This is a genomic window from Brevibacterium paucivorans, from assembly GCF_016907735.1.
GTDB lineage: Bacteria > Actinomycetota > Actinomycetes > Actinomycetales > Brevibacteriaceae > Brevibacterium > Brevibacterium paucivorans.
On the sequence record NZ_JAFBCP010000001.1, the window covers coordinates 229,573 to 252,199 of the forward strand.

Genomic DNA, 22,627 nt, shown 5'->3' on the forward strand with positions numbered 1-22,627 from the left:
ACAGATCTGTGGGAACCACCTCGGCGGGGGTGCGGGTTGGGGTGCGAGTCTTAGACGCGCCCGGACGTTTCAAACTCACTCATGATGCCAATGCGGCGCACGTGGCGGTCGTCGTTGGAAAATGGGGTGCGGATGAACGCGTCAACAATGCTGATCGCTTCGTCTTCGCTGTGCTGACGGGCACCCACGGAGACCAGCCATGCGTCGTTGTGTTCGCGGGCAAGTCGGGAAATCTCGGGATTCCACGATAGCGCGCAGCGGGCCCCTTTCACTTTGTTGGCAGCCATCTGTTCGCCGTTTCCGGATCCACCGATGACGACTCCCAACGAGTCCAGTCCTTCTGCCCGGTCGGCCACGACACCTTGTGCGGCCGCGATGCAGAATGCTGGGTAGTCGTCGAGCGCGTCGTATTCGTGGGCACCGTGGTCCACAACTTCGTAACCGTTGTCTTCGAGGTGCTTCTTGAGTGTCTCTTTGAATTCGTATCCGGCATGGTCAGTTCCAAGGTGGATTTTCATGAGTGTCCCTTCGTGTGTGTTAGTCGAACTGCGGGCCAACGGTGCGTGTGCGTTTGATTTCGTAGAATCCGGGGGTGCTTGCTACCAGGAGGGTGCCGTCATACAGCTTTCCTGCGTCTTCCCCCTTGGGGGCAGGTGTGACGACGGGCCCAAAGAACGCCACGTCACCCACTGCGATCACGGGCGTACCCACGTCTTCACCTACCAGCGAAATTCCTTCGTTATGCGAGGCACGCAGGGCATCGTCGTAGGTGTCCGTGTGCGCGGCCTCCGCCAGTGACTCCGGCAGGCCAACCTCGGCAAGCGACTCCTTGATCACCTGGTCAAAGTCTTTATTACCGCCGAGGTGGATGCGGGTTCCCATGGCCGTGTAGAGATCTGCGATGACCGCGTTTCCATGGTCCTTGGCTGCGGCGATGATGACGCGGACTGGGCCCCACGCCTTGTCCATGAACTCGAGGTACTCCGGATCGAGGTCACGTCCTTCGTTGAGGACGGACAGGCTCATCACGTGGAACTGGACTTCAACGTCGCGCACTTTTTCGACTTCCAACGCCCAGCGCGACGTCATCCATGCCCACGGGCATGTAGGGTCAAACCACATGTGGAGGGTTTCTTTCGCCATTCTGCATCACCTTTCGCGTGTGAGAAGTTCGCGTCAAAAACTGTGTCAGTCCCCCGTGATTGAATGGGAGAACATTGATCTTCTGACGTTAGGAGCCTACGTGTCTCAACTGAACCTCACCCGTGACGATGCTCGCACGCGTGCGCAACTGATCAACGTTGACTCCTATGACATCACTCTAGTTCTTGATGGTCACGGTGACACGTTTAGGACCATCACAACTGTGAGGTTTTCAGCTCAAGACGGCACTGATTCGTTCATTGACGCAATTACGGACACCGTGGCATCTGTGGTTCTCAACGGTGAAGAACTCGATACCTCGCAGGTTGTCTCTGAAGGGCGGATTGCACTCCCTGGCTTGGCAAAAGATAACGTTCTCACCATCGACGCCACGTTCTTTTACATGAACACCGGCGAAGGTCTTCACCGGTTTGTCGACCCTGTTGACAATGAAACGTATCTGTACTCGCAGTTCGAAGTACCGGACTCCCGTCGCGTCTTCCCTGTTTTTGAACAACCCGACATGAAGGCCACGTTTGCGTTCAACGTCATCGCACCCAAACATTGGGAAGTTTTCTCAAACTCACCCACGCCACGTCCGCACGACCTCGGCGAGTTCGCAGACCTTGCCGAGTCGCAAAAGTCAGCCGTGTGGCAGTTCGCTCCCACTCCCCCAATTTCAAGCTACATCACCGCGATTGTGGCCGGTCCCTACACTGGCGTTCGAGACTCGCTTGTGAGCAGTGACGGTGAAACTGTGCCTTTGGGAGTTTTCTGTCGTGCTTCGCTGGCGTCGCATTTGGACGCCGACAACATCATTGAAACGACCAAGGCCGGGTTCGCGTTCTTCGAAGAACAGTTCCAGACGCCGTATCCGTTTGAAAAATACGATCAGATCTTCGTTCCGGAGTTCAATGCCGGTGCCATGGAGAATGCCGGATGCGTGACCTTCGTCGAATCCTATGTCTTCCGTTCGCGTGCAACAGAAGCCACCGTTGAACGTCGCGACGTGACAATTCTCCACGAACTTGCACACATGTGGTTTGGCGACCTGGTGACCATGAAGTGGTGGAACGACCTGTGGCTGAACGAATCGTTTGCTGAGTTCATGTCCACGTTGGCAACGGCCGAAGCAACCCGTTTCGGCGATGCCTGGACCACCTTCGCCACTCTGGAAAAAGCGTGGGCGTACCGACAAGACCAGCTTCCCAGCACGCACCCCATCGAAGCTGATATCGCGGATCTTCACGATGTCGAAGTGAACTTTGACGGCATCACGTACGCGAAAGGCGCCTCTGTGCTCAAGCAGTTGGTTGCGTACGTGGGTCGCGAGAACTTCTTCACTGGTTTGAAAGCCTACTTCGACACCCATGCGTGGAAGAACACTGAACTGCGTGATCTTTTGGTTGAGCTTGAAAAATCGTCGGGACGCGATCTCGACGAATGGGTGCGTGTGTGGTTGCAAGAGTCAGGCGTCAACCTCCTCAAGCCTGAACTGAAGGTTTCAGACGGGGTTCTCACTGAGCTTCTGATTCACCAAGAACCGTGGGTGATTGAAGGGCAGCCAACACCGTCCTTGCGCCCCCACCGGTTGGCTGTAGGTTTGTACTCTTTAAAAGACGACAAGCTTGTGCGTACTGAGCTCATTCACCTTGACGTCAACCAGGCAGTGACAAATGTTCCACTGCCACCTGACACTCCTCAACCGGATCTTGTTTTGGTCAATGACACCGACCTCACGTACGCAAAGATTCGTTTCGACGACGCAAGCCTGGAAACTGCGCTTGCTCACTTGTCAGGCATTGATGACTCACTGGCCCAGCTCTTGGTTCTTTCGACCGTGTGGGACATGGTGCGCGATGCTGAGCTTCCGCTCGAGAGGTACATCGAACTGCTCGAGGCCAATATTGACGCAGTGACCCATTCGACCGGGTTGACCGTTCAAATCCGTCAGCTTACAACCGCAGTTGAGAGCTATACGTCACCGCAGAACCGCGCTGAGCTTTCTGCTCGCGTTGCCGACTTCTTGTGGGAAGCCACGCTCAGGTCCCCGGAAAACAGCGACCAGCAGTTCCAACTGTTTAAGGCTTTTGTCACGCATGCAACTACCCCAGAACAGCTTGATCGTCTCGAGGGTATCCACTCCGGTGATCTTGATGCTCCTGACGGAATCACGATCGACAAGGACCTGGCATGGGGCATCGTGTCGTACTTGGCCCTCCACGATCGAATCAGCGATAAAGACATTGACGCGCTCATGAACGAGGACAACACCGCCTCCGGTATTCGGTTCGCTCACGTAGCACGTAGCGCACGCTGTACCACCAACAGTAAGAAGCGCGCTTACGACCTGGCCACCGGTGACACGTCGCTCCCGAACGCCGTCATCGTTGCTGTGACAAGTGGTTTCTCCATGGGTATTGAGCAGGCTGACGGAACACTCATTGACAGCGGTGACGAAAACAGCTTCGCCGACCTCTTCTACGCACACGTCGAAGACTGGTGGAATACCCGCACACTTGAAATCGCCCAGACGCTCACGCTCCGCTTGCACCCGCCAGCGTCATGCGAGACTGCCTCACGCACTCGCGAATGGCTGGAAACCCACCCCAATGCGCACAAGGGTGCTCGGCGTATCATGCGTGAACTTCTTGATGCTACCGAGCGCTCTCTGAGAGTTCGTGAAACCTCTCAGTCGCACTCGAGGGACGCCTGATTGAAAATCCAGGTTCAGTATCTATGGTTGAACAACGTATGAGTTACTTACTTGCTGCTTCAACACCCCAGCCCACTCCCATTTCCGACACGGTGAATCGTGCTGCCGAAGGTGTCGACAAGTGGTGGACTTTCTTGATCGGAGCGCCCCTCCGCATCGCCATCCTGGTGGTACTTGCCATCGTTGTGACGTTCGTGGTGCGCCTAGTCATCCGGAAGTTTGCGCGCAAGATAGCAGAAGGAACCACGGCTGTTTCTTCGCGTCGCTTTGGTGGCGACGCTCGCGATCGGGTCATCAAGTCCGATGCCACGTCTGTGGCTCGTCGTGCACAGCGCGCGAAAACAGTCGGCTCGTTACTATCCTCGATCGCTGCCATCATCATCTTCGTGATTATGGCACTCATGATCATGCAGGAACTGGGCTACAACCCAGCCCCTATCCTGGCATCGGCAGGTGTCGCTGGTGTCGCAATCGGGTTTGGCGCACAGTCATTAGTCCGCGATTACCTTTCCGGTTTCTTTATCGTTGCCGAGGATCAATACGGAATTGGCGACACCGTGGACCTGGGTGAGGCCGTGGGAGTCGTCGAAGACGTAGGTCTACGCTCCACCAAAGTCCGTGGGATCGACGGGACACTCTGGCACGTTCCTAACGGAGAGATTCTGCGCGTTGGTAACCAATCGCAAGGATGGGCACGCGCAGTTATGGACCTGCCAGTCCCCTACGACGCCGATCAAAAGACTGTCGACAAAGCCATTCACGCAGCAGTCGAATCGATGCGCAACAAACCTGACCTAGCGCCTTCCATTCTGGAAGAACCAGAGATCTGGGGTGTTCAGGAAATCAGCGGAAACGCCGTCACAATCCGTACCGTCATTAAAACTAAGCCCAACGAACAGTGGGGTGTAGCACGCGCGTTTCGGGCAGAGATCCAGCGCGAACTGCGCAAACGTGGAATCACCATCGCGATTCCAGCACAGTCGCTCATAGGAACCATGCCAGGACCTCAGACCAGCACAGCTACAACCACTTCGGACAACGCCGAAAACAAGGACAGTGACTCATGACCACACCGCAACGCCCGGACAGCGTCTTCGCCGCTGTGGGCGGCCACGCCACGTTTACCACGCTTGTAGACGCGTTCTACGCGTCAGTTGCTCAGGACGAATTCCTCATCAGCATGTACCCCGAAGGACATGAACTCGATGGCGCGAAGCACCGGCTTCAGACGTTCCTCGAGCAGTACTTCGGTGGCCCCACCACGTATCAGGAAGAGCGCGGTCACCCACGTTTACGCATGCGCCACAACCCGTACCCGGTTGATTCAAAAGCCAAAGACCACTGGCTCCACCACATGCGCAAGGCACTGGACACGGTCAAACTTCCGCCTATGTACGACCAGCTCATGTGGGACTATTTTGAGCGCGCCGCCACGGCCATGATCAATACGCCAGACCCGCTAGACGGTCGCACCCGTTTGGACATCAGGGCTGGCTCGTCGACCCCACAGGACTACCCGTCCCCGCCTCTACAAGGCCAGCCGGACCCCACTACACACGAGTAAGCACGTGGCCGTGAGGCGCAGACAGACGCAACCACTGAGGTGCTGCGAAAACCTTCACCGGGCGTGAAACCCGCAAGAAACCGCACGCGTCCATCGCAAACGCCAACCCTGCCGGCACAGGCGACTTCACCGCGTCACTGATACCTTCGATCGGTCGCTTCCACACGGCGGTGCGCAGTGCGCTCACGGCGTGAGCGCCTGCACCTTCGGGAACACCCTCTGTAATTTCCTTAACCCCAGCGTCGGCGACGTCGCGCAGCGACTCAGCGTCGACCTCGGCGACGGGAGCCCAACCCGCACGAGGAGGCGCAATACCCGTCCACGACTTTTGCACCCGCTGCGGAGGCACTCGCAACTCCAAAGAGTCAGTCTTCGATGAACGCACCAACCTGTCGACAACAGCACTAGCTGGCACGACCTCGTCGATATTGCCATCTGCGCACGACACAATCGGAATCATACGCATGGCCAGGGCTAGTGGCATGTCATCGCCCAGGCCCACCGGAAACAGCGGCGCAGTGGAAATAACCGCGACCGTTCCGTGAACCGTAATGCGCACTGCCGCGTCTTCGTCGATACGCAAGACCCGCGACAAGTACTGGTTGAGGTCAGCAAGAACCTCGGAACTTGGCAACTCGATGCTCATTTATTTCCGCCTTCGCATAGGTGGTCCAGGATTCACGACCGAGCGCAGGGCCTGCGCGTGCTCCTCTTGCAAACGCTGAGCACGCCCGCTCTCACGGTCGACAAAAACAACATCCGTTTCGGCGACGGTGTACGCCTTCGACCCATCCGGTTCCGCAATCACATACCCAACAGTCATGACGACGGGGGCCACTTTGCTGATCACCGTGTCAATCGCCACCGGGCCTTCCCGATACGGGATAGGCGCACGGTACTCAATCGCGTGGGAAGCCACCAAAATGTCGTGGGTGTGCGCAACCTCAGCAAACACCGGGGGGATCTCGAGCCCCACACACGATGGCACCGTTCCGTGCGGGCCAGGAACAACAGCGGCATCCCTATCAGCTGTCGGGGAACCAAATGCGCGAACTCGAGCTTCTTCCAGAAGGCGCATTTGCGTGACGTTGTTGATGTGCCCATATGCATCCATGTCACCCCAGCGCAACTCAAGAAGAACACGGGTAAACTCGCCCGTCAGCAGTGGGTTTACTAGTTGGAATGCCATAGCACTATCTTGCCACTTGTGTTATGAGAACCACAGCATAAACATTGTTGGACTGCGCACAGTTAGTGTTCGATTCCGCACAGTAACACGAACAATCGCGGCGTCTGTTTCCTGTACAGACCGCTGTGACACTAGGATTCACAGCATGGAGGTTCAAATGGAAGAAAACGTGAGTGAACTTATGCAGGTGCTCAACCTCGAAACGGTCGACGGCCCGGCACCCGGCGGTGAAGCTCACTGTTTCAAAGCGTGGAATCAGAAGAAGCCAGGCGGTCGGCTGTTCGGTGGACAGGTTCTTGCGCAGTGCGTGGCAGCGACGTCTCAAACCATGAGTGAAGACCGGTTCATCCACTCGATTCACGGCTACTTTTTGCGCGCCGGACGCGATGACACGGACTTGTTCCTGGGCGTCGAGAACTTGCGCGACGGAGGATCATTTTCGACTCGTCGCGTGCAGGCCTATCAAAATGGGGTGCCCATTTTCTCGGCGATCGCGTCGTTCCAAACCGAACAGGACGGTCTTGAACACTCAAACGCGTTCCCTGATGACATTCCTGGTCCTCAAGAACTGCAGGATCTGAACGAAATTCTGGGCGAAACCAACAACGCGTTGATCAAGAACTGGATTGCGCGCCGGCCGTTCGACATCCGCCCGGTGGACCCGGAGCTTTACACTGGGTTCTCCGGAGCAAAAACCTCGCACACTCGCTATTGGTTACGGGCTATTGCTCCTCTGAGTACCGATCGCGTTATCAATGCCGCGACCGCAGCGTACGCCAGTGACTACAGCCTGCTGGAATCGATTCTGCGACGCCACGGACTCAGCTGGTCGGATCCGCGTTTGCGCATGGCCAGCCTCGACCACGCCATGTGGTGGCACCGCCCCATTAACCTCAACGAATGGCACCTCATTGACTACCGGTCCCCCGCAGCAGAAGGTGGCCGAGGTCTGGGTATGGGAAGCATCTTCACCCACAGTGGGGATCTGGTTGCCTCCGTTGCCCAGCAGGGCATGGTGCGTGTAAAAGAAAGTCAGTAAATACATGTGTGGCCCTGCTAAAAGCAGGGCCACACATTCTTGATTAGTCGCGAGTGAGGCGACGGTGCGTCACGCGGTGTGGGCGTGCGGCTTCTTCACCCAATCGGTCGACCTTGTTCTTTTCGTACGCTTCGAAGTTACCTTCGAACCAGTACCAGTTGGATGGGTTCTCTTCTGTGCCTTCCCACGCGAGAATGTGGGTGGCCACACGGTCGAGGAACCAGCGGTCGTGGGAAACGACCACAGCACAACCGGGGAACTGAAGAAGAGCGTTTTCCAGTGAGCTCAAAGTTTCCACGTCGAGGTCGTTCGTGGGCTCGTCAAGAAGCAACAAGTTTCCACCCTGTTTGAGGGTGAGCGCCAGGTTCAGGCGGTTGCGTTCACCACCGGACAGAACTCCGGCCTTCTTCTGCTGGTCTGGACCCTTGAAACCGAATGCTGACACGTATGCACGCGACGGCATTTCGACCGCACCCACCTGGATGTAGTCCAGACCATCCGAGACAACTTCCCACAGGGTCTTTTCTGGGTCGATTCCACCACGGGACTGGTCAACGTAGGAAATCTTTACAGTGTCGCCGACCTTGAGGTTTCCGCCATCGAGTGGCTCAAGTCCCACGATGGTCTTAAACAACGTGGTCTTACCGACACCGTTTGGACCAATCACACCGACGATTCCGTTGCGTGGCAGCGAGAAGGACAGTCCGTCGATAAGGGTACGGTCGTCGAATCCCTTGTGAAGGTCTTCAGCTTCGATAACGACGTTACCCAAGCGTGGACCTGGTGGGATCTGGATTTCTTCGAAGTCGAGCTTGCGCATCTTCTCGGCTTCGGCCGCCATCTCTTCATACCGAGCCAAACGCGCCTTTGACTTGGTTTGACGGGCCTTCGCATTCGAACGCACCCATTCGAGTTCTTCTGACAGTCGCTTCTGGAGCTTCGCGTCTTTCTTACCCTGCACTTGGAGGCGTTCTTTCTTCTTCTCCAAGTACGTCGAGTAGTTACCTTCATATGGGTACAGGTGACCGCGGTCAACTTCAGCGATCCATTCGGCCACGTGGTCGAGGAAGTACCTATCGTGGGTGATGGCGATAACGGCGCCTGGGTAGGTGCTCAAGTGCTGCTCGAGCCACAGGACCGATTCTGCGTCGAGGTGGTTAGTAGGCTCGTCGAGGAGCAACAAGTCGGGCTTTTCCAGGAGCAATTTACACAGAGCGACACGACGACGTTCACCACCGGAGAGCACACGAACATCGGCGTCTCCCGGAGGGCAACGCAAAGCGTCCATCGCCTGGTCGAGCTGCGAGTCCAGGTCCCACGCGTCAGCAGCGTCGATTTCTTCCTGCAGCTTGCCCATCTCTTCCATAAGAGCGTCGAAGTCGGCGTCCGGATTCGACATCTCTTCAGAGATTTCGTTGTAGCGGTCCAGCTTCTGCTTGATGCTTCCGACGCCCTCTTCGACGTTCTCACGAACCGTCTTTTCTTCATTGAGTGGCGGCTCCTGCAGGAGGATACCCACCGTGTACCCGGGGCTTAAGCGAGCTTCACCGTTCGAAGGCTGGTCCAGTCCAGCCATGATCTTCAGAATTGTCGATTTACCCGCACCGTTGGGGCCGACCATACCGATCTTTGCCCCTGGGTAGAACGACATTGATACGTCGTCGAGAATAACCTTGTCACCGTGCGCTTTACGCGCCTTATGCATGGTGTAAATGAACTCTGCCATAGTGCTTCAAGGCTACCGTGGGAACTTCGCGAAAAGCTAGTTACCCAATCGAGTTTGCCGATCCACTGTCAGAGCCTTCATCTGTCCCAGATTCGCTTCTATCGTTTGATCCTGAGTCAGACTGTTTTTTCTTCTTCTTTTTCTTTGGCTTAGGAGTCTCTTGCTCTTCCGATGTGTCCTGACCTGAGTCTTCGGACGCGTTGTCGTTTGAACCCTCTGACGATTCGCCGTCCTTGCGTTCGTGCATGTCGTCACCGGGCAGGTGGCCTACTCCGTTGTCTTTATCCGCGTCGGCCCGCTCTTCGCCCTTAGGTGGTTCTACCCCTTCGGGGCGGTCTACATTTCCGTAAAGACACGACTTGTTAGACTCGTTGGGCTCCACGAGGCTACCCGAGACCGAGCCTTGCCTCACTTCACCAATGACGCACCCTTCTTTGACCTTAATGCCGAACATTTTCGAAGGAACGTCGTGGTCCAAGGGCGACCGGTCAATAGTAGCTTCGAGGTCCTCAGCCTTATAACCCGTTTCGAGCATGTGCTCAAAGAACTGTTTACTGGTCGGAACCCCGTCGATCTCGGTCAGTGGCTGAACGTCCTTAAGGACCTTTGTGACAACCGCTTCTTTTTCCTTGGTTTGCTTTTTGGGTGGCCCCGGAGTGGACTCTTTCATGAACAAGCCACATCCGGACAGTGCGGTCACGGTCACCACGCCCACGCACGCGGCCACAAAGCGCTGTCGCACGCGGAAACCTGAAGAAGCTGATTCCTGTTTCACAACACATAAGAATAGCCGGTCGCCGATGCTTCTTCAGGTTTCCCCCGTGCGTGGCTTTTAGAAAGGAGGGTCGTTATTTTCTCCGCTGTTCGCAGGCGTTACATCCACAGATCCACCTTCATCGGCTCCGGCACCCACAAGTGCCGGCTCCTTTCGCGTGATTTCTTCCCACCCGGAAGTCTGGTCCTCAGTGTCACTTTGAACGACCTTCTTGGGGCGCAACGACCGCGCTCCGTGGAACTGAAGGTTGTGTCCAACAGCATCAGCAAGGATCTGCATGGTTGACCCTTGTTGTCCATCATCGGTGGTCCATGTTCGTTCTCGTAGCCGTCCAATCACAATGACCGAGTCGCCACAGTTCACACTGGCGCGCACGTTTGAGGCAAGCGCGCTGTAACACATCACTTCATACCAGTTGGTATCGACGTTCTTGTATTCTCGACTCTCACGGTCATATCTGTCATAGTTCACCGCCACGCGAAAACTTGTCCATGGATTGTTTTCCTGGGTTGTTCCGCTTCGGATTTCCGATCCGATTGTTCCCACAAAATAGTTGAGTTGCTTCATTGCTGTCCTTTCGTAGGTGAATGACCACCGTGACTGAGAAAGGAAGTGCAAAAAAGAGCTACTGCGACGTCTGTGGAAAACGGTTTGCCATCCACAGCGCTCAAGCAACGCTGTCGCCAACTGTTTCCACAGTGCGCTGGCATTAAGTCAGTGCGTCGTAAACCTCTTTGTGCTCACGCAAAACGGAGCTGATTGGTTCCAGGTACGAGCCTTCGGCAGCCTTACGAACTGCGGAAATAAGGTCGTTACGAACTTTATCCGCTTGGGCACGAGCTCCCTTGCGACGGGCCCCTGCGGCTGAACTCGAGGTAATAGCTGAGCCGATGATCCCCACAAGCAACAACCCACCAGGAATTATCCACATCAGAATGCCACCTGGATCAAGCGACATCGCAAGCAGAACCGCGTTCACAATCAGCCACGCGAGCCCCACAACGGTCAGAACAAAGAACAGCGTCTGGAAGAACTTAGCAACCTTCCACCAACCGGGGTTCACCACTTCGATACCTACGCTTGTCACAGCCTCGTCCAAGGTGTGGGTGAGTTCAGCGGTGCTCTGCTTTTCTGCTCGACCAATCGCCTGTCTCCACGCATGAGGCAAGCTGGACGTCGCCTCAGCAACCACCTCGTGAGCGGCAAGGTTCACGCGCGCGTTCTGCGTGCGCGTGGTCTCGGGCCGGGCTGCACGAATCAGGTCGTCGCGGTCCCCGCCGTGCTTAGCACCAAGCGGGTCGGCCTTGTCGCGCTGAGCCCAGGCAAGCAGCGGGTAGCCCGTGGCCCTGTATGCGCGACGCATGTAATCGTCATGAACCGTCTGCGCGACTGCCTCAACACCGGCAGCATCGGTCATTGCGTCCAACAGACGTTCCGTACCGGCCAGCTGATCGGGGCTTTCGACCGGCGTGCCCAATTGCTTTTGAATGCGGTCAGCCATGTGTCGCATGTCGGTGTAGAGACGCTGCACGCTCGCCTGGTTAGACTTGATGACTTTCACCAGTTCTTGGCGCAGTTCAGGAACGCCCTGACGTGTCACCGCCGACACGAGCTTGACTTCTGCGTTCTCTATTCCGTCTGCTTCGAGAAGGCTTTCCAAGTGCTCACCCGTTGCCTTCTGCTGTTCAGGATTCAAGCGGTCAACCTGATTGAGCACTACCAGCATATTGTTCGCGTACTTCGCGAGCTTCCGCAGATACCGTGAGTGGATCGAGAAGTCCGCGTACTTTTGCGGGTCTACGACCCACACAACCATGTCCACCATGCCCACCAGTCGGTCGGCTTCGTGGCGGTGGCTCGCCGCTGTCGAATCGTGGTCGGGAAGGTCAAGAAGAATGAGCCCTCGCAATGGTTCTTCGTCTTTCCCGTCGAGCGCGCTTTCGCGCCACGTGCGGTTGTCGATCGGAACACCGAGCCACGTGAGAAACTCTTCACCACCGTCACCCCACACGCATGCGGTGGGTTTTGACGTGGTGGGACGGCGCACGCCCACCTGCGCAATTTCTAGCCCTGACACCGCGTTGAACAGCGAGGACTTCCCGGATCCAGTTGAACCTGCAAACGCAACAACCGTACGGTCCAACCCGAGGTCTAAGCGGGCTTCCGTTTTCTTCAGCAGCTCTAGCGCATCGGTGATCGTCTGTGTATCGATTCGCCCGGATTCGAGTTCGAGTGCGCGTTTGATCCCATCACGGAGTCGGCTGATTTCTTCTGCGGCTTTCACAGCATTCCTTTCAGTCGCTCGTTGATGGTTCGGAGTTCGGCTGCCTGCTCTGGGTTGACGGCGACGTCTTCTAACGCGGAGTCGAATGGTTCCCTAAAGCTCGTGAGCAGTTCGCCCGTTGCTTCCAAGAGCATCTGGCGGGCTTGGGACGCAAGGTCGCGTGTCACTTGGTCACCGAAAATGGTGTCCAGAAGTTTGCCTGTGACGACTGCTGTTCCGCCTGCGATACCAGCTTCGGCTCCGGTGAGCCCTCCAGTTCCGGCAAATACGGCCAGCATGAGCACTGCACCTACTCCGTTGACACCAAAAGACAGGATGCGTGCGCGTGCTCGCTTCGACTGCCCTACTTCGCGCACCAAGTCGTTAACCTTGTCGGACCAGTCGGAGATCGTCCGCCTGATCGTGGTGTCCATATCGGCCGGCAGTTTCCCTAGTTGGGGATCACCCTCCAGGAGTGTTTTGCCCGAGGTCGTCTCGTGCCACGCGTCGGTCACGCCTCCCAGCGCGGCGACTGCCTGCTCTCGGACGAGCAATGCGGCTGAGGATTCGATGGCTTGTCCCAATGGTTCTGCAGTGTCGCGCTTTCCTGTAACGGCCGCGGTGATGCGGTCACGAATTCGCGCAACGGTCGGTTCTAGACCTCGGAAAAGTTGGCCGGTTCCCACAAAGTCTTGCCAGCGTGCCAGAACTTCACCGCGGAGCACATGCCCGGATACCAGGGCCTCTCCTAAGCGTTGGCGAGCGTGCGCAAACTCGGTATCAACGACCTCGGCGAGCCGTTCATGCGAGTCCACCTGCGCCTGGGCGTGTTCAGCGAGCGCATCCACTTTGCCGGGCACTGCAGCCAGGGCGCCGTGGAGTGTGCGCTGGACGACCGCGTTGCGTGCGCGAGGATTGGACGACAGGTTCGAGATCCACGAGCGCAACGGGAAGATCGCAGATTGCGGAAGGCGACCGTCTTCCAGGGTGAGTTCGGGAACAGTGAAGATCGGGGCAGTCCCCAGGCGCGCTTCTTTGAGAAGGGACGACAGGTGGTGCCGGACTTCCCGGTTGGCATTCGGTGGCACGCGGTCGAGCACCATGGCAACGGCGGTTCCGTTGTCGACGGACTGTTTGAGCAGTTCCCATGGAACGGCGTCAGCGTAGCGGGCAGCTGTGGTGACGAATACCCACAGGTCTGCGGCTGCCAGGAGCTGGCGAGCAAGCTGCCGGTTCGAGTCCATGACCGAGTCAATGTCCGGCGAGTCCAGTACGGCCACTCCTGGGGGAATCGACGGGTGGTCGACGATCCGCACTTGAGGCGCTTGCGTGTCCGTTGCTTCTTGGCTGACACGTTCCAAGCTGGGCAGGATTCGCTTGGATGTGAAGTGCTTACGGTCGGCCGGGTTGCACACCAGGACGGGCCACCGCGTGGTTGGGCGCAACACGCTCGCACTTGACACGTCCTCACCAATGATCGAGTTGATGAGCGTGGATTTTCCGGCCCCTGTGGAGCCTCCGAACACAATGAGCAACGGCGCTTCTGTGTCGGCCACTCGTGGCATGAGGTAGTCAGTGAGCTGGTTGTTCAGCTGGGTTTGCAGGGCTTTACCCGGCGTGGTGGTTTCGACAGTCAACGGGAACTGGACGTTGCCTACGCGCGTGACAAGTTCACCCAGCGTCTGGTGAATGGCTGGGTTAAGAGTGCGGTTACTGTCAGTCACGGTTCCACTTTGTCGATTTTCGGCAGGCTTAGCCACTCACCACGCCGGTGTTCCTGAGAAAACGCCGAGGTCGGCCCACCTATGTGGACCAACCTCGGGTGTGTGCGTGGCAGGTTCGGTTGTGACTGCAGTCGTTACGAGTTAAGTCGTTATGAGTTGATGCCTTCCAGGGCTTCGGGTGTTTCTGGCAAGATCTGGCCTCCGTCGACCACGATGTCTTGGCCGGTGATGTAACGTGCGCCGTCGGATCCCAGGAACGCTACAGCTTCGCCAATATCGGTTGGGTCGCCCAAGAATCCCAAAGGCACTGAGCGGGCCATCTGATCCAGGTAGGTCTGGCCCAGTTCTTTCAGCCCGGGCGTGAGGACGTTACCTGGGAGAACTGCGTTGACCGTGATCTTGTGTGGTGCCAGTTCGATCGCTGCGGAGCGCACGAATCCCATTTGCGCGGCTTTTGTGGCTCCGTAGTGCGACCATCCAGGGAATCCCGTGTAGTTACCGGTGATGGAGCTGGTGACAACGACACGCCCGCGACCAGATTCGGTGAGTGCTGGGATGGCAGCCTGCACGATGTGTACTGTTCCTTTGACGTTGATGTCGAAGATCGTGTCGATGTCTTCATCGGTCATGTCAGTAATGGGGGCCTGTGGGTAGACTCCCGCATTGGATGCCAGAAGTGAGAGTCCGCCGAACTTTTCTACGACCTCGGCGACCACGGAAGAACACGCTTCCCGGTCGCGTACGTCCAGCACGTATGTGTCAAAACCAGCTTCGCGAGCTTGCGCGCATTCTTCTTCTGTCACACCGGTAACGGCAACCTGAGCACCGTGCGCTTTCAAGGTTTGTGCGATACCAAAACCAATTCCTAGAGTTCCGCCTGTCACCAGTGCGGTCCGACCTTCGAGCAGTGCCATGATTCCTCCACATGCGGGCGTGTAACGGTTCCACTCACCACCATATGTTGAAAGGCTCACATCGAGACCCAAACCGGTTAGGATATTTCTGGCGAAAGGACAGGTGTGACACCCAAACAGTCTGCAATCGATGAAGCGCGAGAGATTCTCAAAGCCGCACGTAAAACCAGCGACCCGGAAGAGCACCGCAATCTGATTCGCGAGGCCAGGGTTTTGACCATGATGGAGCAAGCACACCAGTTAACCCGGATAGCAAATAAACTCGAAGAGCAGTAGACTCTGCTCCGAACAATTTGCCCCCATAGCTCAATGGATAGAGCAACGGCCTTCTAATCCGTAGGTTGCAGGTTCGAATCCTGCTGGGGGCGCTTGCGTTTTTTGGCGCCTTAAGGAGTCGAGACTTTAAGGTTCTCACCCGACGGCGAACGTTAAATATACTTTCCGAAAGCCCCTCTACTTTCGGAGCCAGGTTGTCATGGACAAGCCAGTGATCTCTCCATCGCGGTCGAAAGTGCGAAAAGCCGGTAGCACTCTCCGTGATTATGCTGCAGGAAACGCAACTGAAGAGGAACGGGAAGAAGCCCTTCGCGTAATTAAGCTTTATCGAGCGCTGCATAGTAGGCCGATGCTCCTTATTAACAACCAACTTCGCTACCACGCACAGGCAACGCACGTGGATGCGAAAGTGAGCCAGCGTCTCAAGCGAGAAAATACAATTATCGACAAGATTACGAACCGAGAAAGCAAAATTGACCTTTCTCGCATGGTCGACATTGGCGGATTGCGAGTGGTCGTACCGTCTATGGACGACTTGGTGAAGTACCACAAAGCAGTCGCTGTTGCTCTTAATGAACAGATCACTGCGACCAAGGACTATGTCGCGAACCCCCGCCCGTCCGGCTACAGAGCGATACACCTACACCTTAAGCGAGACGGTGTACAGATTGAGGTCCAGTTGCGAACTCAACTTATGCACGCGTGGGCAGAACTTGTTGAAAGTATGTCATCGATAACAAGCACTAACCTCAAACAGGATTCGAGTGCAACTCGCCTACACAGCATTGCCAAAGACCTAGCCGAGGTATACTCTCAGCTAGATCAAGGAGTGCTCCGGCCTGAAGAAGCAGATCAAAAACGGGAATCCGGATTTCAAGAAATGGCCGAAGAAATTCTGAACATGTCGGAAGGAACACACAATGAGTGACATTAAGCATTTCCTTCTCGTTTTCGACCACTCAAAGAACGAACTGATCCTTGAGAAAGACTTCGGCACAGATATCGACTCGGCCACCGACGAATATGCAAGACAAGAGCAGGCTCACCGCGATAGCAACGTCATAGATATCGTTCTCATTGGCTCGGACTCTATTGAAACAGTCAAGGTTACCCACTCCACTTACTTCGAAAAGGGGCACCGAGGCCAACGCCTCAATCGCCTCGATGAACTTAGCAACTACCTCCATACCTTCGCATAACCGATCAGGGCGCGTGCGGTCTTTACACCCTCTTTAAGAGGCTCATTGGCAACCAACAAAAGGACCCCCGAGCAAGCCGGGGGTCCTGACAGGAAGAATGAGAAATGATAGTGGATATCATTTGTCATCCGAATCAAATTTTATCAGTGGGTAAGCGACCGCGACGCTCGCGCTAACTTCCCTCACATCCGCAGGGTGGAAGTGTCAACTAAGTCCTGACGCGGGACACTGCTGGGGGCGCTTGCGTTTTTATATGCTGGAACCATGTTTCAGCGTCGCTTCCGTCTCCAACGCTCGGCCGCTCAACGCCTTCAATCCGCGTATGACGAACTCGCATCCGATCTCCCCCACGATCTCCCTGCACCGGTTCTCGAAGAAACACGGTCAGCAATCGAAGACTTAGCAGACCCCTTTGCGACCGGACGCGACGGCCTGGACACTCCCAAGCAGGACTACACGCACATCCCGTTCGTCACGATTGACCCACCCGGGGCTCGCGATCTTGACCAAGCGATGCACCTGTCCCAGGACTCCGCGGAGACCGGAACGTTCACAGTCATGTACGCAATCGCCGATGTTGGTCGGTTCATCGAACCTGGTGGCCAACTCGATCAGGAAACGCGCACACGTGGTCAAACCATTTACCTTCCAGACCGCAAAATCCCCCTGCACCCAAAGGAACTGAGCGAAGACGCGGCCTCGCTACTTCCGGAACAGACCCGGAGCGCCTATGTCTTCACGGCCCATGTCACCACCGACGGGAAGCTCACCGACTACACGCTGCAACGCGCGGTAGTGCGTTCACGGGCACAACTCGACTACGGCACCGTCCAACACCAATGGGAACAGGGACAGGACCTGCACCCGTCCATCGCACTCCTCCCCCAGATTGGCGAAGCGCTTCTCGCCGATGCTCGTGCCCGTGGCGCAATCGACTTGGCGATCCCAGATCAAGAGGTCACCGACACCTTCACTCTGCAATACCGACCTCGGGGAGGCATTGAAGACTTCAACGCACAAATCAGCCTGCTCGCCGGGCGCATTGCGGCGCAGCTCCAGATCAAAGCCGGGGCAGGCGTCCTCCGCACGCTTAACTTCCCAGACGAAGACACAGTCGAAAAGTTCCACGCAATCGTGCGCACCTTGGGCTTCGAGCCCCGCGACACGTACCAAGAGACCCTGCGGTCCATCGACCACCTCGGGGACGACCCACGCGCGCTCGCAGTCCACTACGCATCCCCCATGCTGTTCCGAGGTGCCGGATACACCCTGGTGGGCACGGACCCGGACCCGGTTCAGGCGGCAGTGGGCGCGCCGTATGCGCACGCCACCGCACCGCTGCGCCGGTTGGTTGACCGCTTTGTTCTGCCCATCGCCGAGGCGGCCGCCCGCAACGCTCCCACCCCCAGTGTCGATGGGTTAGAGGACATCATCTCGATCATGAAATCAACCGGAAGCGTTGCGTCCCGGATCGACAAAGAGGCGATTGAGACAACAGAAGCTGTTCTGTTGTCTGACCGCGTGGGAGACGAGTTCACCGGCGTTGTTGTGGGTCATAAGAAGCGCGACGACTCGCCTGTTCTCAACGTCCACGTCCCTGATCCTGCAGTGGTCGTCGACGTGAAAGGCGAGGCGCCCGTAAGCCAAGAGGTGCGTATCCGGTTGGAATCGGTTCAGGACAACACGCCTGTCTTCACGATTGCAGAACACGACGCATAAAGACGCATAAAACAGCCACGCAGATAAGACACGTGAAAGGTCTTAGCTGCGTGGCTGCTTGTAAACTCGGGATACTCTTACGACTCGTCGATCGCCTTCTCCAGGCGCTCCAACTTACCGTCGAGCTCCCCAGTACGGCCGTCTCGAATATCGGCTTTCAGCACCAACGAAACACGCGGACCGAACCGGGCCACCGCCTCGGTCGCCTCTTTTACTACCGCAAACACCTCGTCCCATTCACCCTCAATAGTGGTGAACATGGCGTCCGTGCGATGTGGGAGCCCAGAAGCCCGGACAACCTTTACGGCCTCGGCAACAGCGTCGTGTACTCCCCCATCGCCGTCCGGATCAGGACCCCCGGACGGCGCAACAGAAAACGCAACAAGCATTAGTCGCCGACCTTCACGATCAGCGCGTCACCCTGACCACCACCACCGCACAGAGCAGCGACACCCAGGCCACCACCTCGGCGCTGGAGCTCCAAAGCCAAGGTCAGGACAATGCGCGCACCGGAAGCCCCAATTGGGTGACCCAGGGACACCGCACCACCGTTGACGTTGACCTTTGAGTCATCAATTCCCAGGTCCTTCATGCTGGCCAAGGAAACGGCAGCGAATGCCTCGTTAATTTCGTACAGGTCGAAGGAGTCAGCCGCCACGCCTTCGCGCTCAGCTGCCGCCTTGATGGCCTGCGAAGGCTGATGCTGCAGAGTCGAGTCGGGGCCGGCCGTCCATGCGTGGGAACGGATTTCAGCCAGGATTGGTAGTCCAGCTTCAACGGCCTTGTCCTTGTTCATGACGACAACGGCTGCCGCGCCGTCAGAAATCTGCGAAGCGTTTCCAGCAGTGATAGCGCCATCCTTGCGGAATGCCGGACGCAGCTTCGACAGGGACTCAGCAGTTGAGTCGCCACGCACACCTTCATCCGCGTCAACGACCGTGTCGCCCTTGCGACTGCTGATGGTGATGGGCGCGATTTCCTCGGCGAGCTTGTCCTTTGCCGCAGCTGCACGCTGGTGCGACTGTGCTGCGAAAGCGTCCTGCTCCTCACGGCTAAATTCCGTGTCACCTTCGTTGGCCGATTCGGTCAGTCCACCCATCGCCTGGTCGGTAAACGCGTCCCACAAACCGTCGTAGTCCATGTGGTCGCGCACGGTCACATTGCCGTACTTGTAGCCGGCACGGGACTTCTCAAGCATGTGCGGAGCGTTAGTCATCGACTCCTGCCCACCGGCGACCACCACGTCGTACTCACCGGAACGCACCAGCATGGCCGCGTGCGTAATGGTGTTGATACCCGACAAGCACAGCTTGTTCAGCGTCACTGCAGGCACGGTCATGGGGATTCCAGCCTTCACCGCCGCCTGACGTGCGGCACCCTGGCCAACGCCTGCCTGAAGGACCTGACCCATCAGAACGTATTCGACTTTCTCAGGTGCAACACCGGCACGCTCAAGAGCGGCTTTGATCGCGTGACCTCCCAAGTCCACTGAGCTCAAGGATGCGAGCGATCCAGACATCTTGCCTAGTGGCGTACGGGCACCTGCAACGATTACGGCTTCAGCCATTTTTCCTCCTGTTACCAACGTGGTCTTCATCACAAGGTTAGACCAGGTGGCGGGCTCCCCGCACACCGGGCCCGAGGTGGTACTTCCCGAGGTGGTTGACGCACCGCGTTCGACTGTCAGCTGGCTTCCAGCAGAGAAGCATTAGAGTAGGAGGGAGCACCATTGACCAGATTCAAAGGAGATTGAGACGTGACGCCTCCTGAAGAGTTCCGCACAGCCATGCGTGGCTTTGAAAAGAGCGAAGTTGAAGCGCGCATTCGCCAGCTGAAGAGCGAAATTGACTCTCTGCGTAAGGCCCTGCAAGACGCCCGGAGCCAAGTCATTACAGCGGACCGAGCGAAACTGCAGATTGCGGGCGAACTCTCCGAGGTGAAGGAACAGCTCAAGAAAGCCACCGACGATCAGTCGCAGGCTCAGACTGCGCCTGGTAGCCGAATCGACCACCTCTTGAAAATCGCGGAATCACAGGCGCGCGAAACCTTGGCACAGGCAACCGCTGACGCTGAAACAATCCGGAACAAAGCACGCGCCGACGCGGCGAGCCAGCGCGCACGTATGCACACGGAATCCAATGACACGCTGTCTAACGCTCGATCTGAAGCCGACTCAATCATGCAGGCGGCGGAACTCCGCGCAAGCGAAACCGTCGAGGCGGCCGAGAAGCGCGCGCAGGAGCTCACGCAAACCGCACAGCGCGAAGCCGACACTATTCAGGGTGACGCACAGGCCGCTGCGAACGATCAGCGCGAGTCGCTCAAGCACGAAATTTCGACCGGACGCGCCGACGCACAAAAAGAAGCGGCCAGCACGCTGGACGCCGCAAAGAAGGAAGCCCACAAGCTGGTAGCCGACGCACGCCAGTCAGCTGAGAAGCTCCTCAGCGAAGCGCGCACAGAAGCGCAGGCGGTTCGCGCTGAAGCGCAGAAGCTCAAGGACGAGGCCAAGAAGTCGTCGGATGACTTGAAACTTGAGCTCGCTAACCAGCGTCAGAAGCACGAACAAGACCAGAAGGCCCTGTTTGAAAAGACCCAGGCCGACAGCAAGAAGACGCTCGAAGAAGCGCAAGCTCGCGCCAAGAAAGCCGACACGGAAGCCCGTGAGGCGGCAGAACGTGCTGAGGCCACTCGGAAAGAGGCAATTGAAAAGGCCGACAAGATCATCGCTGACGGCCGTCAGCGTGCCCAGTCGCTCATCTCTGAGGCTCGGCAGACCGCTGAAGCGACAATCGAGGAGTCGGCTGCAGAAGCCAAGCGCAACGTGTCAGCTGCACAGTCCCAGGTGGACCTGCTCACCAAGCAGCGTCGCACCATTACGGCACAACTCCAGCAGTTGCAGTCCATGTTCGCAGCACCTGGTCTTTTCGACGGACTTGACCTGAGCGACGACAAGTCGGACAAAGTGAAAGCCGCCGCCGCTCCTACCGAAAAGATCGGTTCGGAGGAAGAACTTGAGGAACTTCGCAAGAGCGTAGCTACCAAGAAACCTGAGGACACCTCGGCGAACACTGCGGAGGCTGGCAAGCAGGCAGACAAACCAGGCGACAAGCAGGACAGCAAGTCCGCCGACAAACCTGAAGGCGAACACGGCAACAAACCAAACCTCAAACTGGGTAGCAGTTCCGCTGACAAGCAGGGAACCAAGCCGGGGAACACCTCGGGCACGGAAAAACCAGGCGGAAATACCCCGTCGAACGCCCCGAACCCACCTGACACCAAGAATTAGGTTCACGGGAACAACTTCACAGGTTCAGCGAAGCATCGCCGTCGCAGCTAGCGGCGGCGATGTCGCGTATTGAAGCAGGACGTGTGCCAATGCCGGCGAGTTTCGACTCCCACACCAATGCCAAATTCGTCATCGGTTCGCCACGCAACCGTGTGAGCAAGAGACGCAGGCAGATCCTGCGAACACCCCGGGCACACATAGGTCTTCCCGGACGTATTTCCTTGCGTGTGCTGCACAATCCACGTGCCATCCGGACCTGTCTGGGTAGTGCGCACAGTGCTGGAAGCAGACAGCTCCCTAAAGGGCCGTTGCCACTTGTTACTGCGTCGAGAAGAGTTACTACGTGGCATGGTGCAATTGTGTCACGTAAAGTAATTGCGTGCGATTAGTAATAGCGACGTGCAGTGTGAACTATGCAGGACGCCTGACAGCCCACCTGCCCATGGCCCAACGGCTCCTCATGCTCAAGGCCGACGGTTCCGTTCTGGTCCACTCCGACGACGGTTCCTATAAGCCGCTCAACTGGATGACTCCCCCGGCCGCCTTCACGGTCGACGAGCCCAGCGACGAACAAGCTCAAGCTGGTATCACCGAAGTGTGGAACGTTAACCAGACCAAGACGGGAGACCGCTTAGAAATCGCGATTCAAACAATCCACCGCGACATCGAACACGACTTGGGCGAAGACCCGGGACTCCTCAAAGACGGTGTCGAAGCGCACTTGCAAGAGTTACTCGCCGAACACATCGACACCCTGGGCGACGGCTATACCACGGTGCGCCGCGAGTACCAAACGCCTATCGGCCCTGTCGACATTCTGGCCCGCGACGAAAACGGCGCCTCCGTGGCAGTGGAAATTAAGCGCCGAGGTGGTGTCGACGGCGTCGAACAACTCACGCGTTACCTAGAGCTCCTCAACCGGGACCCACTCATTGCACCCGTCAAAGGGGTGTTTGCGGCCCAAGAAATCCGGCCACAGGCACGTACCCTGGCAACCGACCGGGGAATCCGCTGTGTCACCCTCGACTACGACGCGCTTCGGGGCATGGACGACCCAGAAAGCCGACTCTTCTAGGCCCAGCTTAAGGCGC

At 57.3% G+C, this 22,627-nt stretch carries 23 protein-coding genes and 1 tRNA gene; 11 read left to right on the top strand and 13 right to left on the bottom strand.

Annotation, left to right across the window (positions count from 1 at the left end; all coding sequences use genetic code 11):
- Positions 1 to 50: 50 nt before the first annotated feature.
- Positions 51 to 518, bottom strand: a complete 468-nt coding sequence (locus tag JOE56_RS01090) for a ribose-5-phosphate isomerase (protein WP_204514450.1) — start codon at positions 516 to 518, stop codon at positions 51 to 53.
- Positions 519 to 537: 19 nt separating this feature from the next.
- Entirely contained in the window at positions 538 to 1,143 is a 606-nt protein-coding gene (locus tag JOE56_RS01095; RefSeq protein ID WP_204514451.1) for a mycothiol-dependent nitroreductase Rv2466c family protein, read from the bottom strand.
- A 100-nt stretch (positions 1,144 to 1,243) separates the two neighbouring features.
- On the opposite strand from JOE56_RS01095, the gene pepN reads away from it, so the two are divergent.
- The 3 genes from pepN to JOE56_RS01110 are packed head-to-tail and all read left to right on the top strand — an operon-like array spanning position 1,244 to position 5,423.
- Positions 1,244 to 3,859: an aminopeptidase N gene (pepN, locus tag JOE56_RS01100; RefSeq protein WP_338028596.1), complete on the top strand. Its 2,616-nt coding sequence runs from the start codon at positions 1,244 to 1,246 to the stop codon at positions 3,857 to 3,859.
- A 38-nt stretch (positions 3,860 to 3,897) separates the two neighbouring features.
- Positions 3,898 to 4,926, top strand: coding sequence for a mechanosensitive ion channel family protein (locus tag JOE56_RS01105; RefSeq protein ID WP_239530321.1), 1,029 nt, complete (start codon positions 3,898 to 3,900; stop codon positions 4,924 to 4,926).
- Positions 4,923 to 5,423 (top strand): globin, encoded by a 501-nt coding sequence (locus tag JOE56_RS01110; RefSeq protein ID WP_239530325.1) that lies wholly within the window; start codon positions 4,923 to 4,925, stop codon positions 5,421 to 5,423. Before JOE56_RS01105 ends, JOE56_RS01110 begins: the two co-directional genes overlap by 4 nt.
- On the opposite strand, the gene JOE56_RS01115 is transcribed toward JOE56_RS01110, so the two are convergent.
- Together JOE56_RS01115 and JOE56_RS01120 are read right to left on the bottom strand one after the other, a co-directional pair.
- Entirely contained in the window at positions 5,410 to 6,069 is a 660-nt protein-coding gene (locus JOE56_RS01115; protein ID WP_204514454.1) for a DUF8185 domain-containing protein, read from the bottom strand. The two genes, JOE56_RS01110 and JOE56_RS01115, sit on opposite strands and share 14 nt — an antisense overlap.
- Entirely contained in the window at positions 6,070 to 6,612 is a 543-nt protein-coding gene (locus tag JOE56_RS01120; RefSeq protein ID WP_204514455.1) for an acyl-CoA thioesterase, read from the bottom strand.
- 145 nt (positions 6,613 to 6,757) lie between these two features.
- On the opposite strand from JOE56_RS01120, the gene JOE56_RS01125 reads away from it, so the two are divergent.
- On the top strand, positions 6,758 to 7,651 hold the full coding sequence (locus JOE56_RS01125) for an acyl-CoA thioesterase (RefSeq protein ID WP_204514456.1): 894 nt from the start codon (positions 6,758 to 6,760) through the stop codon (positions 7,649 to 7,651).
- 43 nt (positions 7,652 to 7,694) lie between these two features.
- Here JOE56_RS01125 and ettA read toward each other — a convergent pair whose 3' ends face one another.
- The 6 genes from ettA to fabG all read right to left on the bottom strand — a co-directional run bounded on the left by ettA (position 7,695) and on the right by fabG (position 15,053).
- On the bottom strand, positions 7,695 to 9,377 hold the full coding sequence (gene ettA / locus JOE56_RS01130; protein WP_204514457.1) for an energy-dependent translational throttle protein EttA: 1,683 nt from the start codon (positions 9,375 to 9,377) through the stop codon (positions 7,695 to 7,697).
- Between the two features lie 40 nt (positions 9,378 to 9,417).
- Complete coding sequence (locus JOE56_RS01135; RefSeq protein ID WP_204514458.1) at positions 9,418 to 10,152, bottom strand: DUF6993 domain-containing protein; 735 nt, start codon at positions 10,150 to 10,152, stop codon at positions 9,418 to 9,420.
- Between the two features lie 57 nt (positions 10,153 to 10,209).
- Entirely contained in the window at positions 10,210 to 10,719 is a 510-nt protein-coding gene (locus JOE56_RS01140) for a single-stranded DNA-binding protein (protein ID WP_204514459.1), read from the bottom strand.
- Between the two features lie 142 nt (positions 10,720 to 10,861).
- On the bottom strand, positions 10,862 to 12,436 hold the full coding sequence (locus tag JOE56_RS01145) for a GTPase (protein WP_204514460.1): 1,575 nt from the start codon (positions 12,434 to 12,436) through the stop codon (positions 10,862 to 10,864).
- On the bottom strand, positions 12,433 to 14,139 hold the full coding sequence (locus JOE56_RS01150) for a dynamin family protein (protein ID WP_204514461.1): 1,707 nt from the start codon (positions 14,137 to 14,139) through the stop codon (positions 12,433 to 12,435). Before JOE56_RS01150 ends, JOE56_RS01145 begins: the two co-directional genes overlap by 4 nt.
- Positions 14,140 to 14,288: 149 nt before the next feature.
- Positions 14,289 to 15,053 carry a 3-oxoacyl-ACP reductase FabG gene (gene fabG, locus JOE56_RS01155; RefSeq protein ID WP_204514462.1) on the bottom strand — a complete coding sequence of 255 codons (765 nt, stop codon included), beginning with the start codon at positions 15,051 to 15,053 and terminating at the stop codon, positions 14,289 to 14,291.
- 105 nt (positions 15,054 to 15,158) lie between these two features.
- On the opposite strand from fabG, the gene JOE56_RS01160 reads away from it, so the two are divergent.
- The 5 genes from JOE56_RS01160 to JOE56_RS01180 all read left to right on the top strand — a co-directional run bounded on the left by JOE56_RS01160 (position 15,159) and on the right by JOE56_RS01180 (position 18,247).
- Complete coding sequence (locus tag JOE56_RS01160; protein ID WP_204514463.1) at positions 15,159 to 15,329, top strand: hypothetical protein; 171 nt, start codon at positions 15,159 to 15,161, stop codon at positions 15,327 to 15,329.
- Between the two features lie 19 nt (positions 15,330 to 15,348).
- Positions 15,349 to 15,421 (top strand) — tRNA-Arg (locus JOE56_RS01165).
- Positions 15,422 to 15,528: 107 nt separating this feature from the next.
- On the top strand, positions 15,529 to 16,257 hold the full coding sequence (locus JOE56_RS01170) for a RelA/SpoT domain-containing protein (protein WP_102237797.1): 729 nt from the start codon (positions 15,529 to 15,531) through the stop codon (positions 16,255 to 16,257).
- Positions 16,250 to 16,528: a hypothetical protein gene (locus JOE56_RS01175; protein ID WP_204514464.1), complete on the top strand. Its 279-nt coding sequence runs from the start codon at positions 16,250 to 16,252 to the stop codon at positions 16,526 to 16,528. The genes JOE56_RS01170 and JOE56_RS01175 overlap by 8 nt, the downstream gene beginning before the upstream one ends.
- Before the next feature lie 264 nt (positions 16,529 to 16,792).
- Positions 16,793 to 18,247: a ribonuclease catalytic domain-containing protein gene (locus tag JOE56_RS01180; RefSeq protein WP_204514465.1), complete on the top strand. Its 1,455-nt coding sequence runs from the start codon at positions 16,793 to 16,795 to the stop codon at positions 18,245 to 18,247.
- 77 nt (positions 18,248 to 18,324) lie between these two features.
- Here the strand turns inward: JOE56_RS01180 and JOE56_RS01185 are convergent, their stop codons facing one another.
- The gene (locus JOE56_RS01185; protein WP_204514466.1) at positions 18,325 to 18,636 is read right to left on the bottom strand and encodes a thiamine-binding protein; all 312 of its coding nucleotides are present in this window, start codon (positions 18,634 to 18,636) and stop codon (positions 18,325 to 18,327) included.
- Positions 18,636 to 19,814, bottom strand: coding sequence for an acetyl-CoA C-acetyltransferase (locus JOE56_RS01190; RefSeq protein ID WP_204514467.1), 1,179 nt, complete (start codon positions 19,812 to 19,814; stop codon positions 18,636 to 18,638). The genes JOE56_RS01185 and JOE56_RS01190 overlap by 1 nt, the downstream gene beginning before the upstream one ends.
- A gap of 189 nt (positions 19,815 to 20,003) precedes the next feature.
- On the opposite strand from JOE56_RS01190, the gene JOE56_RS01195 reads away from it, so the two are divergent.
- Positions 20,004 to 21,536: a coiled-coil domain-containing protein gene (locus tag JOE56_RS01195; protein ID WP_204514468.1), complete on the top strand. Its 1,533-nt coding sequence runs from the start codon at positions 20,004 to 20,006 to the stop codon at positions 21,534 to 21,536.
- Positions 21,537 to 21,583: 47 nt separating this feature from the next.
- On the opposite strand, the gene JOE56_RS01200 is transcribed toward JOE56_RS01195, so the two are convergent.
- Complete coding sequence (locus JOE56_RS01200) at positions 21,584 to 21,886, bottom strand: hypothetical protein (RefSeq protein WP_239530327.1); 303 nt, start codon at positions 21,884 to 21,886, stop codon at positions 21,584 to 21,586.
- Positions 21,887 to 21,915: 29 nt separating this feature from the next.
- Here JOE56_RS01200 and nucS point away from each other — a divergent pair, with 29 nt between their 5' ends.
- A complete protein-coding gene (gene nucS, locus JOE56_RS01205; RefSeq protein ID WP_204514469.1) occupies positions 21,916 to 22,611 on the top strand; it encodes an endonuclease NucS in 696 nt (231 codons plus the stop codon).
- Positions 22,612 to 22,627 lie beyond the last annotated feature (16 nt).